This is a genomic window from Mesorhizobium qingshengii (assembly GCF_900103325.1).
GTDB lineage: Bacteria > Pseudomonadota > Alphaproteobacteria > Rhizobiales > Rhizobiaceae > Mesorhizobium > Mesorhizobium qingshengii.
In genome coordinates this window covers 431,957-444,642 of the sequence record NZ_FMXM01000004.1, presented here as the reverse complement: position 1 = coordinate 444,642, position 12,686 = coordinate 431,957, and the positions used below count along the sequence as shown (strand labels likewise).

Below are 12,686 nucleotides of genomic sequence, written 5' to 3'. Positions count from 1 at the left end.
AATGAGCAGTGACGCAAAGGATGCTTTTTTGTTTCGCTGCGGGAGAAGAACCCGCTCAACAAACAGGAGACAGATCATGACGGATATAACGTTGCGTCAGAACATTCTCGATGAGTTGGAATTCGAGCCGAGCATTGACGCTGCCCACATCGGCGTTGCCGTGGAAGACGGCATCGTCACCCTGACCGGACATGTTTCTTCCTATTGGGAAAAGACAACCGCCGAAAATGTGGTCAAGCGGGTCAAGGGCGTGAAGGGCCTCGCCGAGGAAATCGAAGTTCGGCTGGTTGGCTTGAAAGGAACCGCCGACGACGAGATCGCCAGGCGCGCGGTCGATGCGATCACCTGGAATGTCTCCATTCCGAGGGACAAGGTGCAGGCCAAGGTGCAGGACGGATGGATCACGCTGACGGGGAAACTCGAATGGCAGTACCAGAAGAATGCCGCGGCCGAGGCCGTGCGCGGTCTGGCGGGCGTCGTCGGCGTTGCCAACCAGATCGAAATCACGCCACGAGCCTCGGTATCCGACATCAAGAAGCGCATCGAGAACGCCCTGAAGCGCGATGCGGAAACTGAAGCACAGACGATCCGCGTCATCGTTCAGGATGGCAAGGTTACCCTTGAAGGCAAGGTCCGGGCGTGGTCCGAGCGCCAGGCAGCCGAGCGTGCCGCCTGGTCCTCGCCGGGCGTCCGGGCGGTGGAAGATCGGATTTCCATAATCTGATGGGGTCGACAAGCTCGGCGTGGCGGCTTCCGTGAGTTGCCGCCGCGCCGATACAGCGCGCTGTGTCTATTCGGCCAGGAGAAGTACGCTCGGAGAAAGACCGCACTCTCTTCCAGTTTACGAGACGACGAGACTCCTTGCCAATCATGGCGAGGGAGAGCGTTGGACCTCGATCAAAACCATCTCAAAGGAGAAACAAGATGATTCTGGCTAATGGCACTATCATCGCGGTCACCGACGGCGAGAAGCTGCGTCTCTACCGCAACAAGAGCCCTGAACCGCGGATCGACCTGGTAGAATTGCCCGAGCCGGTGCTGCACTCGGCTAGCACGGGCTCGGGCGGACGGCATCGCAGTTCCACGGCCAATCCCGATGACTCCCGCCTGCGGGAAGACGACTTTGCCGCCGCCGTGGCTGCCTATCTCAATCGCGAAGCGCTGACGGAAGCGTTCCAGCATGTGGTGGTGATCGCCGATCCGCGCACGCTGGGCGAGCTGCGCAAGCACTTCCAGCCTTCGCTGAAGGCAAAGCTGGTGGGTGAGCTGGCCAAGGATCTCGCGAAACATCCCATCGAAGCCATCGAGAACACCTTGGCGGCGGCTTGAGGCTCGTCCAGGCCATGGACCAGACCTCGCTGATCTTGACGAACAGGCTGCCACGGCCAGAGACCGCATGCCACGACCGGCATCGGTCAAGGGACGTCCCAAGGCGTCGGCTAGGTCACCGCCGCGGCTAGAGGAGAGAGAAGTTTGAACCGAGAAAGACGAGAACCTGACCGGTGATGAGGGGAATTCTCAACATGGGACCGTCCTCGCCGCTATCCTGGATTGGTGATCCCGCGACGTAAGGGTGCCCCTTCAGGATGTCTTTCCAGATTGTCGGGAAGTCCGCCCCCTTGCTCCTCATAGCGTTGCACGCATTGAGAAGCCTCGCAACGATGTCGGTCATTGAACCTGCATTACTCATCAAGTGATTGATTTCAAATCATATGGAATGAATACGGTGGGGATGGTTTGATCTGGATCAAATTGCCCGGGCTGTTCAGATAGGCACCCAATCCCTGCCTTCCTTGCGATAAAGGCGCTTTACGGCCGCCCAAGCGACGCGATGAGCTATTTCTTCACGCTCTTGGCCTCGGTCGGCATATTCGTCCCAGGCGCTGTTGAAGGCAGCGCGAAAGATCTCCTGGGCATGCAGGGGCAGATGCGTCCTGACGGGCGGTGGAAGATCTTCCTCGGTCGCATAGGGCATTGCTATCCTCACTACCAAGACTGCCAAGCCAAACCGACGCGTTGAGGAGGCGAACGATCAGCTTGACATGAAGCGACAGAGCCGCGTGTCGTCGAGCAGCGAGCGGGTAACGCCGCCGAATACCCATTCCCTGATCCGACTGTGTCCATAGGCGCCTGACACGATCAGGTCGGCATTGGCGGAGCTCAGGAAGTCGATCAGCTTGTCGCCTTCGTCGTCGGCCTTCAGCACTTCGGTGCGAGCCGTGATGCCATGCGTGGCCAGGAAGGTCGCGACATCCTTTATGCCGGCAGTCGTCCGGTCGTCGGGGTCGGAGCCGACCGTAACGACGATCACGTCGTCTGCCATGGCCATCAGCGGCACGGCGTCGGCCACCGCGCGCCTCGCTTCGCGCGTGTCCTTCCAGGCGACCACGATCCTGCCTGTCGGCGCATGCTCCGTGCCGCTTGACGCGATCAGCAGCGGCCTGCCGGCGCGCAGCGCGAGGGTGCCGGGATCGACAGTCCGATAGGAATCGCCGGAGGAAGCCCCTTGAGCCGCACCGGTGATGATGAGATCCGCGATCCTCGATGTCACGACCAGGGCGTGGTTGGGGTTGTCGAGCGCTTCGCGCCATTCCGTCGCCACCGAACCAGCAACCAGACTGTCAAACTCGGCATGCAGGTCCTTGAACCGTTTCTTGATGTCATCCCTCAATTGCTGCCAGACCTCGGCGGCTATCGCGGCACCCTCTGGCGCCATCGTGACTGGCAAGGGTGCGTCTGCCGCGCAGAAGCCGATCAGCCGAGCCTCGGAACGCCTGGCAAGATCGATGGCTATCTTGGTGATCGGCCCGATTGGACCGTCTATGTCCACATTCAGCAGAATGGATTTGTAGCTCATCGGTGGCGCTCTTTTTGTATCGATGGATGAACCGAAACTAGACCGGGCAGGGCATGTGCTCCTTGACGCCGATCAAGTGGCGGACTTCAAGGCATGCTTGACTCGAAGTGGATGATCTCTCCGTCCACTACGAAGGCTCCATTTCCAACATGGTGGATGGTCTTCGGCCTTGGCTGTCCCGGATCAACCCACGCCTTAACAACCTCCAGAACGAAAAGATTGTATTTGTTGACCAGCCGGGTATCGACGACGCGGCATTCGAGATTGGCGAAGCATTCAGCCACCAAGGGCGCAGCGACATGCTCGGCGGGCAGTGGCGTCAGCCAAATCGTCGCGAATTTATCTCTGTCGCGGCCTGAGCAGTTGCCGACCTCCACCACTTTTTCCGCCAGCCCCACGGCCGGAATTGCGATCACACACTCCTTTGTGTCGCGCAACGCAGCAAAAGAGAAGTCGCCGCTCGATACGACACAGGCAATTGTCGGGGGCGTGAACTCCACCATGGTGTGCCACGACATGGTCATGACGTTGGCGCGGCCTCTGGCCCGCGTTGTCAGCAGAACAACAGGACCAGGCTCGATCAGCCGGTAGACCTCGGCAAGCGGCAGTTCCTTCATCTTCATAGCTCCGTCGCATCCCCTTTTAGCAAGCGCAAGGCGACCGCCACTGTATTCGGCAATGTCGTCAGTTCGAAAACAACCGGTTGACCGAGCCTTGCTTGAGCAGGGAGCGGGTCATGCCTCCAAAGGCCCATTCGCGGACCCGGCTGTGACCGTAGCCGCCAGCAACCACAAGTTCAGCACCCATGCCGCGGGCGAGTTCGGTGACGGTTTCGCAAGCGTCCGCATGACCGGCGCCCAGCACCTCCGATCTCGCCTTGACGCCATGCCTCATCAGGAACCGGACGACGTCGCCGATACTTTCGCGCGCGTCCCTCTGGTTCTGTTCCTCGACCGTCGCCACCAGCACATCTTGTGCGCCGGTGAGAAAGGGAAGTGCATCGATGACTGCACGCCGAGCCTCGCGACTATCCTTCCACGCCACCACAACCTTCTTGGGATCAAGCGGGGCAAGTCCGTCGGCCGCAATCAGCACGGGCCGTCCAGCCGACAGCACGAGCGCTCCTGTATCCACTACCCGGTGGTGGTCACCGGCGACTCCCGAGGCCGGCGCTCCGGTCACGATCAGGTCCGCTGCGCGGGCATGCATCGCGAGCAGACGTGTCGGATCGCCGATCTCCTCGCGCCAGGAGGCCTCGTCTCCGACGACGGCCAGGAATTCTTCCTTCAGGATCTTCAGGCGATCCTCGATCTCGGTGAGGCGTTGACGCATGATTTCCGCCGCCGCCATGCCGCCATCGTCGCCAGGAACAAACACATATGCGTCGGCCGCTGCAAAACCGATCAGCGTGGCTTCGAAGCGCCGCGCCAACTCCAGCGCATAGGTCGTTCGCGGCGCTGCCGGAGAATCGACATCGAGTTGAACCATGATGGTGTTGAAGATCATTTTCGTGCCTCCGATGAGATTTGTCTCAGGATCACCGGAGGTCCGATCTTGCGCCTTGATGCGCGTCAAACCTGCATCTCTTGCAGGTCCGTCTGGGCACATCGTCATCGCCGGCTGGCGAGACGCCGGACGCTGTAATCAAGAGAGAACGGTCGACCTGGATGAGAATGCGATCAGCGCGGCACTGCCGCGCCGAAATCATCATCGAGTTGTCTATTTCCACCTCATCAACGAGGCTTCGCGCGTTACATCGTCATTTCAGGTTCGAGAGCGCGTTCTTTCGCCGGTTCGGGAATTTCGGTCATGGTTGCTTCGGTCAAGAGCAGAACGCTTGCGACGGAGACCGCGTTTTCAAGCGCGATGCGCACCACCTTGGTCGGGTCGATGATGCCGGCCTCGACGAGGTCGACGTAAACTTTCTGTCCGGCATCGAATCCGAAATTGCCCGTGCCTTCAATCATCTTGGCAATGACAACGCCGCCGTCGACCGCGGAATTCTCGGCGATCTGCCGGACCGGTGCTTCAAGCGCGCGCTTGAGGATCTGCACGCCCGTCCGCTCGTCGCCTTCGCAATGCTGCTCCTCGTCAGCCACCGTGGCGATGCAGCGCAACAGGGCAAGCCCGCCGCCTGGCACTATGCCTTCGGCGACCGCGGCCTTGGTGGCGCTGATGGCATCGTCGAGCGCTTCCTTTTTCGACTTCATTTCGGCCTCGGTCGGCGCGCCGACCTTTATGACCGCGACGCCGCCTGCAAGCTTGGCCAGCCGTTCCTGCAGCTTTTCGCGATCATAGTCGCTGGTTGTGTCGTCGATCTCGCGTCGGATCTGTTCCACTCGACCCTTGATCGCCTTCGCGTCACCGCCGCCGCCGATGACTGTCGTATTGTCCTTGTCGACGACCACGCGCTTTGCGCGCCCCAACTGCTCCATCGTGACATTTTCCAGTTTGAGCCCGAGGTCTTCGGAAATAACCTGACCGCCGGTCAGGATGGCGATGTCCTGCAGCATGGCCTTGCGGCGGTCGCCGAAACCGGGCGCCTTGACGGCGCAGTTCTTGAACGTACCCCGGATCTGATTGACGATGAGCGTCGCAAGCGCCTCGCCTTCGACTTCCTCGGCGACAACCAGCAAGGGCGAGCCCGACTTTGCCACGGCTTCCAGCAACTTGATGAGATCGTTCAGCGAAGAGATCTTCTTTTCGACGATGAGCACAACCGCGTCTTCCAGGACCGCTTCCATCTTCTCGGGATCGGTCACGAAATAAGGTGACAAGAAACCGCGATCGAACTGCATGCCCTCGACAACCTCCAGAACCGTCTCCGTGGTCTTCGCTTCCTCGACCGTGATGACGCCTTCGCCGCCGACCTTCTCCATTGCCTCGCCGACGAGTTCGCCGATGAGCGGGTCGTTGTGCGCGGAGATCGTCGCCACCTGCTCTTTCTCGCGGCGGGTCGAAACTGGTCGGGATATCTGCTTGAGCGCTTCTATGGCCCGTTTTGTTGCACGATCGAGACCACGTTTGATATCGATCGCGCTGGCGCCGGCGACAACGTTGCGCACGCCGTCGGCGAATATCGCATGGGCCAGAATGGTCGACGTGCTGGTGCCGTCCCCGACCATGTCCCCGGTTTTCTCGGCCGCCTGCCTGAGCATCCGCGCGCCAAGGTTCTCCTCGGGATCCTTCAGGTCGAATTCCTTGGCGATGGTCACCCCGTCGTTGCAGACGATGGGAGCACCCCATTTCTTTTCGATCAGGACCGACTTCGAGCGCGGCCCGAGCGTCACGCGCACGGCGTCGGCGAGTTGGGTCGCGCCACGAAGGATCTTTTCGCGCGCCGCGGAACGAAACAACACTTGCTTGTGAGCCATGACCATCTCCGAACTGCTGTCCGCTTTAACTAACCGGCATACGTTCCGTCGGCTTTGATGCGCATCAATCGGGATTTCGGGCGATGTTGACGAGGATCAACGATGGATGGGCATTCGAAGGAGTGACATCCCGGCGACGGTCGAAGGGGGGTAGCGATGGCCTTCGGGAAGAGCGCTATGGCCGGGTTTTCTGCTCCAGAAAACACTCCGCCGACAGCAGCGGCGACGAACGCGTCGTGGCATCCAGTTTGCGCGAGCGCAAAGAACCGACGCTTCAAGTCCGGTAGCCTCTCTTCTTCAGCAACGGCTGATAGATAGAACATTGACGTGTCGACGCGCCGCTTCGGCGCGGCGAATGGTTCTCCCTGCGACGCCAACGAAGCGAAGTGAGACGAAAATGAAATTCCAGATCGAGAAGCAAGAAATGCTCGAAGAGCGCCCAAGCCTTGTGTTCAGTACTGAAGCGGCAAGCGGCGCAAAGGCAGGCAATACGTTGCTGCCCATGCTTATCGCTGGACTGGCCCTGGTTGTCGTGGGCGGCGTGGTCGTGATGGCCTTCGTGTAGAAAGGAAGTCTGCTGGCTCCGTCCTGGCGGTGGACGCATGCATCCCCGTCACGCCGAGCTCCAGAGCCGCCACGGGCCCCGCGGGGTGAACGCTACCGAGGCCCAACGTCAGCTTGAAGAAGTATCAGGCAATTTTCTGCTACTTCAGCAGTCCGACCAGCACGTCGAAAGCCGCGTCGATGTCGGCGCGGACCGCGGCCCGAATCGCCTCCGCATCCCGGTCGCGCAGTGCTGCGAACATCTCCTGATGGTGCTCGTTGGCGGTCGAGTAGTTTCCCGAATCGTGCAGCATGTTGAAGTAAGGGCTGATCTGCAGCCAAAGATTCTCGATGATGTTGAGCATGTTCTCGGAGCCGGCCGCCCGATAGATCGAGAAATGAAAGGCATAGTTGGCCCTGAGATAGGATTTGACGTCTCCGGCCGCATTGGCCTGTTCGAGCGCATCAAGGTGTTGGCGCAGCTGAGCCACGCCCTGGTCGTCTATGCGCTCCGCCGCCCATGCTGCCGCGATCGCTTCGATCTCGAACCGGACATTCCTGAGGTCGATGAGGCGCGCGCGGCTTAGTGCCGGAATGCCGATCGAGCGGCCCGAAACCACCATCAGCGCGTTGGCGGCCGTCAGGCGCCGCAGCGCTTCCCTGACCGGCATCGGGCTGACGCCAAAAGCGTCGGCAAGGCTTTGAACCGTGACCATCTCGCCGGGGACGATGCTGCCGTCGAGGATCAGTTCGGTGACGTGGCGGTAGACCCTGTCCTGCAAGGTCTCCCTGGACAGGGGCGTGATCTCGACCCCCGGCTTCCTGAACGCCGATCCAGCCATCTCCCGTCAACCTTCCCGCCCAAGGGCGACCCTATCGCCTGTGCCCGGAATGCAAGGTTCGGGATGCCGCGTCAAGCGCCCACGACCGCCGGTTCTGATACTGAGCGATTTCATCATTGATCTTTGATCAAATCATGTTACGGTCGCTGGCATCGAATGACAAGGGTTACGTTTCGTGCCCTTGGGAGGCATTCGGTCGTTCGGATTGGGAGGAGTTTCATATGGGTATCGGATTGAAAGTCCGGCGGCTCGCGCTGCTGGCCGGCATGGCTGCTTGCGCCTTCGGCCTGTCCGCCGCGGAAGCGGCCGAAAAGCACAAGATCTTTCTCAGCATGAGCTTCATCGGCAATGACTGGCAGGCCGAGGCCGCCAACATGGTCAAGGCGATGGCGTCGCACAAGAGCCTGGCCGACAAGGTCGACCTGCAGGTCCAGGTGGCCGGGCCGAACGCGCAGCGCCAGATCCAGCAGGTCAACGCGATGGTGCAGGCGGGCGCCGAAGCCATCGTGATCTTCCCGATCTCGCCGACCGCGCTCAACCAGGTGGTCAAGAATGCCTGCGACAAGGGCGTCAAGGTTTTTGCCTATGACGCGGAGATCACCGAGCCTTGTGCCTACAACGTGCATATCGACCAGGAGGAAGCAGGCCGAGTGACGGCCGAATGGCTGGTCAAGAAGCTCAATGGCAAGGGCAACATCATCGCGGTGACCGGCGTTCCCGGCACATCGGTCGACGATCTGCGCACCAAGGCCGCCAAGGAAGTCTTCGCCAAGTATCCCGATATCAAGATCGTCGGCGAGGCTGTCGGCATGTGGAGTCAGGCTGTCGCTCGCACCGAGCTTTCGAAGATCCTGGCGACGCGCAGCTGGAGCGATATCAACGGGCTGTGGATGCAGGTCGGCTGCTTCACCGCCAATTCCATGCAGCTCGAGGCCGGCAAGAAGACCAGCGAACTCCTGCCTTGCGCTGGTGAAGGCTCCAATGGTGGCCGCATCCAGATGCTGCCGGAGGGGACGGAAGTCGAAGGCGCGGCGTCGCCCTATGCGCCGCTCGGCGCGCCACGCATTTCCTACGCCTCGCCGCCGTACTCCGGGGCGCTGGCACTCAAGCTCGCCGTCGAGGCGATCGAAGGCAAGGACGTGCCGAAGACCACCATCCTGCCGCTGCCGGTCGTCACCAACGAGACGATCAAGCTCTGCAATGAGGGCACCTGGGCGGAGATGAAGGCCGGCTGCAACGCCTTCAAGCCGTCGCTGGTCTCCAATCCCGGCTGGTTCGCTTCGATCTTTTCGGACCAAGCGCCCGAGATCGGCCTCAGCGCTGCCCTCGTCGGCCAGCCGGAAGACTGAGCCTCCCAAGGCAAATCGCGACGATGCGCGGACCTCCTGTCCGCGCATCGTCGATCCGCGCTAATGCATGTCGCCCAGAAGTGCGCAGCCCGGCGATCGAGGACAATGACAGACCACTCCGAGCTTCCCGCCATCGAGATCGACGGCATCAGCAAGGCGTTCGGCCCGACCGTCGCGCTGGACGGCGTGTCGTTCCGGATCGCGTCTGGCGGCGTCCATGCGCTGCTTGGTGAAAATGGAGCCGGCAAGTCGACCCTGGTGAAACTGCTGTCCGGACTGGTCCGGCCGAGCGCGGGTCATGTCCATGTCTTCGGCAAGGAGATCGGCTACGGCGCACCGCGCGCCGCGCATGCGCTGGGCGTGCAGACGGCATTCCAGGAGATGACCCTGGTGCGCGATCTCTCCGTTCTCGACAACATGCTGCTGCCCTACGCCCCGGTGGGCATCTCCGGCCTGATCCGGCGCACTGCCGCCCGCAAGGCAGTTCGCAGCCACATCGACGATCTCGGCTTTTCCGTCGATCTCGATGCCGAAGTGAGCGAGCTCGAGCTTTCGGTGCGCCAGAAGATCGAGATCGCGCGTGCCGTCTACCGCAAGCCGCGCATCCTGCTGCTCGATGAACCGACCTCGACGCTCGCCGGCCGCGACGTCGACTGGCTGGGCGACATCATCGCCAGGCTGAAGGCCGCGGGCACGACCATCGTCTTCATCACCCATCGCATGCGCGAGGTGCGCGCCTTTTGCGACACGTTGACGATCCTGAGAAACGGCCGCCACATCGTCACCGCGCCCGTTGCCGACGTCTCGGACGCCGACGTGATCGAAAAGATCATCGGCCGCAGCATCGAGCAGACCTTCCCGCCCAAGCCCGATAGTGCCCAGGCATTCGGTCCATCGGTTCTGGGCGTGCGCGACCTCAAGGTCGGGCGCAAGCTCGACGGCGCCAGCTTCGACCTGCGCCGGGGCGAGATCCTCGGCGTTGCCGGACTGCAGGGCATGGGCCAGCAGGATCTGTTCCTGGCCTGCTTCGGCATGGCTGAAATTACCCATGGCGACATCCTTGTCGACGGCCGCAAGGTCTGGCTCGGCTCGCCCGCCGATGCCTTGCTGCCCAACATGGCGATCGGCCTGGTGCCGGAAGACCGCAAATCCGAGGGCCTGTTCCTGAAACTGTCGGGCAGCCAGAACGCCACACTGCCCGTGGTGTCGCGTTTTACACGCTTCGGCCTTGTCGACATGGAAGCCGAGACCCGTTCCGTCGAGGAGGCATTCGCCACTGTCGAGGTCGACCGCCGCGCGCTGTGGACTCGGGCCGGAGCGTTTTCCGGCGGCAATCAGCAGAAGATCGCCATCGCCAAATGGCTGGTGGCGCAGAGCCGCATCCTGCTTCTGTTCGATCCCACCCGCGGCATCGATGTCGGCACCAAGCACGAGCTCTACGTGATGATGCGTAACTACGTGGCCGCTGGCGGCTCGATCCTGCTGCACTCGACGGAGATTCCCGAACTCGTCCACCAATGCGACCGGGTCCTGGTTCTCTACGACGGGCGCATCGCGGCCGAGCTCGAAGGTGACGCCATCACCGAACCGGCCATCATGCGTCCGGCGCTCGGCCATGCCGGGGAAGCCGCCGCATGAGCAGCACGACACTTCCATCTCCTGCTTCCAGTGGCTTCGGGCTGCGCCGCGCGCTGATGCGCAATCGCGGCGCGCTGATCGCCGCCGCCGTCCTTGCGATCCTGCTCTTCATTGTCGACTGGATCAGTGCCGGGCCGCTGACCTATTTCGATGTGTCGTTCCTGTCGAGCGGCGGCGCGACCTCGGCGCTCGCGGCGATCGGCCAGACGATCGTGATCCTCTCGGGTGGCTTCGATCTGTCCGCCGGCGCGGTGATATCGCTGGTCAATGTCGTGCTGGCGTCGAGCATGGACCCGATGGCACCAGGCGCCAGCATCCTGCTGTGGACGGCAGTCGGCATCGGCGTCGGCATGGCAGTCGGGGCCTTCAACGGCTTCTTCATCGCCGTGCTGCGCATGCAGCCCATAGTGGTGACGCTGTCCACCATGTTCATCCTGCAAGGTGTGACGCTGCTGGTGATGGACAAGCCCGGCGGCTTCGTGTCGCCCGATCTCGGCACGTTCTACCTTGGCGACGCGATCACCAACTGGCTGCCGATGCCGCTGGTGGTGCTGGGCGTCGTCCTGCTCGCCTGGTTCTGGCTGAAGGGAACCCGCTTCGGCACGGCGCTCTACGCGGTTGGCAGCGACGCGGATTCGGCCGCTTCCGTCGGCATCAATGTCGTGCTGGTGCGCTTTGCGGTCTATGTCATCGCCGGCGGCTGCTACGGCCTTGCCGGCGTGTTCATCAGCGCCCAGACCGGCAGCGGCGATCCGCTGGTCGGCAATCCGCTGCTGTTGTCGATGTTCGCGGCGGTCGTCGTCGGCGGCACGCGTCTCGGTGGCGGGCAGGGCGGTCCGGTCGGCACGGTCTTCGGCGCCTATATCCTGATGATGGTGGTGAACATCCTGCTGGTGCTCAATGTGTCGGCCTACTACTCGACCATAGCCGAAGGCACCATTCTCGTGCTGGCGGCTCTCGCTGGCTCGATCTCGCACGCATCGGTGCTTGCCGTGCAATTGCGCGCCGCGCGTGCCCGGCTTGCCGCCTGGCGCGCCGGCATATTGCCCTCGCAACTCGAGCGCGTGGACCGGCGCCTCAGGATCGCCGGGCCATCGCATCACCAGGGCAGCCCGGCATCGCCGCGCCCTGCCTTCCATCTGCGCAACGCGGAGACGCTGCGCTACGCACTGCCCGCCTATGTCTGTCTGCTCATCATCGTCATCGTCACGCAGATCTGGCTCGGTCGCGCCATCCTCAATCCGGGTTACTGGAATTCGCTGCTCGTGCTGTCGTCCTTCCTGGCCGTCCTGGCGCTCGGGCAGGGAACGGTCATCCTGACCGGCGGCCTTGATCTCTCCGTGCCGTGGACGATCGGCATTTCCGGCATCATCCTGGCCGGCATGGTCAACGGCTCCGATGCTGCCCTCGTCTACGCCTTGCCGGTCGTATTGCTGATGGCCTGCGCCATCGGCTTCGCCAATGGCTTCGGCATCGTCTATCTCGGCATCTCGCCGATCGTCATGACGCTCGCCACCAACGGCATTCTGCAGGGCTGTGCGCTGCTCTATTCGCAGGGAACACCGGCCGGTTTTTCCTCGCCGCTGCTGCGCTGGTTCATGACGGCCAAGCTCGGCCTCGTGACGCCGGTCGTTCTGCTGATGGTCGTCTTCGTGGTCGTGGCAGTGCTGCTGCTTGGACGCACGCCGTTCGGACGCCGGGTCTACGGCATCGGCAACGGGCTGCGCGCGGCGCGATTGTCAGGCATCGGCGTCGAGCGCACGCTGATCCTGGTCTACATGCTGTCGGCCGTCTGCGCGGCGATCGTCGGCATCATGCTGACCGGCTTTTCGGGCCAGGCAAGCCTCGGCATGGGCGACGACTATCTCTTGCCGTCGATCGCCGTGGTGGTGGTTGGCGGTGCGCTGATCACCGGCGGGCGCGGCCACTATCTCGGCATGCTCGGCGGGGTATTGTTGCTGACGGCGCTGCAGATGCTGCTGGCCGGCACCACGCTTCCCTACGCCACAAGGGCAATTCTTTACGGGCTGGTCGTTCTGGGTGCCGTCATGGCGCTGCGCGAACGGCGGTTGCAATGAGAAGG

The 12,686-nt window shown here is 62.3% G+C and carries 12 protein-coding genes; 6 read left to right on the top strand and 6 right to left on the bottom strand.

The window, feature by feature from the left end:
* Window positions 1-76 precede the first annotated feature (76 nt).
* Together BLS48_RS08905 and BLS48_RS08900 are read left to right on the top strand one after the other, a co-directional pair.
* Complete coding sequence (locus tag BLS48_RS08905; RefSeq protein WP_091576828.1) at window positions 77-724, top strand: BON domain-containing protein; 648 nt, start codon at window positions 77-79, stop codon at window positions 722-724.
* A 200-nt stretch (window positions 725-924) separates the two neighbouring features.
* The gene (locus BLS48_RS08900) at window positions 925-1,329 is read left to right on the top strand and encodes a baeRF12 domain-containing protein (protein ID WP_091576826.1); all 405 of its coding nucleotides are present in this window, start codon (window positions 925-927) and stop codon (window positions 1,327-1,329) included.
* Between the two features lie 436 nt (window positions 1,330-1,765).
* Here BLS48_RS08900 and BLS48_RS08890 read toward each other — a convergent pair whose 3' ends face one another.
* The 5 genes from BLS48_RS08890 to groL form a co-directional block, all read right to left on the bottom strand.
* Window positions 1,766-1,975: a ChaB family protein gene (locus BLS48_RS08890; protein WP_091576823.1), complete on the bottom strand. Its 210-nt coding sequence runs from the start codon at window positions 1,973-1,975 to the stop codon at window positions 1,766-1,768.
* A 57-nt stretch (window positions 1,976-2,032) separates the two neighbouring features.
* Window positions 2,033-2,857, bottom strand: a complete 825-nt coding sequence (locus BLS48_RS08885; RefSeq protein WP_091576821.1) for a universal stress protein — start codon at window positions 2,855-2,857, stop codon at window positions 2,033-2,035.
* Window positions 2,858-2,943: 86 nt separating this feature from the next.
* Complete coding sequence (locus tag BLS48_RS08880; RefSeq protein WP_091576939.1) at window positions 2,944-3,474, bottom strand: flavin reductase family protein; 531 nt, start codon at window positions 3,472-3,474, stop codon at window positions 2,944-2,946.
* A 67-nt stretch (window positions 3,475-3,541) separates the two neighbouring features.
* Window positions 3,542-4,363 (bottom strand): universal stress protein, encoded by an 822-nt coding sequence (locus tag BLS48_RS08875; RefSeq protein ID WP_091576937.1) that lies wholly within the window; start codon window positions 4,361-4,363, stop codon window positions 3,542-3,544.
* 245 nt (window positions 4,364-4,608) lie between these two features.
* Complete coding sequence (groL, locus tag BLS48_RS08870; protein ID WP_091576936.1) at window positions 4,609-6,231, bottom strand: chaperonin GroEL; 1,623 nt, start codon at window positions 6,229-6,231, stop codon at window positions 4,609-4,611.
* A gap of 397 nt (window positions 6,232-6,628) precedes the next feature.
* On the opposite strand from groL, the gene BLS48_RS35600 reads away from it, so the two are divergent.
* Entirely contained in the window at window positions 6,629-6,796 is a 168-nt protein-coding gene (locus tag BLS48_RS35600) for a hypothetical protein (protein WP_167364978.1), read from the top strand.
* 139 nt (window positions 6,797-6,935) lie between these two features.
* Here BLS48_RS35600 and BLS48_RS08865 read toward each other — a convergent pair whose 3' ends face one another.
* Window positions 6,936-7,616: a GntR family transcriptional regulator gene (locus BLS48_RS08865; protein ID WP_091576819.1), complete on the bottom strand. Its 681-nt coding sequence runs from the start codon at window positions 7,614-7,616 to the stop codon at window positions 6,936-6,938.
* 221 nt (window positions 7,617-7,837) lie between these two features.
* On the opposite strand from BLS48_RS08865, the gene BLS48_RS08860 reads away from it, so the two are divergent.
* The 3 genes from BLS48_RS08860 to BLS48_RS08850 all read left to right on the top strand — a co-directional run bounded on the left by BLS48_RS08860 (window position 7,838) and on the right by BLS48_RS08850 (window position 12,681).
* Window positions 7,838-8,965: a sugar ABC transporter substrate-binding protein gene (locus BLS48_RS08860; protein WP_091576817.1), complete on the top strand. Its 1,128-nt coding sequence runs from the start codon at window positions 7,838-7,840 to the stop codon at window positions 8,963-8,965.
* Between the two features lie 105 nt (window positions 8,966-9,070).
* Window positions 9,071-10,603: a sugar ABC transporter ATP-binding protein gene (locus tag BLS48_RS08855; protein WP_091576815.1), complete on the top strand. Its 1,533-nt coding sequence runs from the start codon at window positions 9,071-9,073 to the stop codon at window positions 10,601-10,603.
* Window positions 10,600-12,681 (top strand): ABC transporter permease subunit, encoded by a 2,082-nt coding sequence (locus BLS48_RS08850; RefSeq protein WP_091576813.1) that lies wholly within the window; start codon window positions 10,600-10,602, stop codon window positions 12,679-12,681. Before BLS48_RS08855 ends, BLS48_RS08850 begins: the two co-directional genes overlap by 4 nt.
* Window positions 12,682-12,686: the final 5 nt, after the last annotated feature.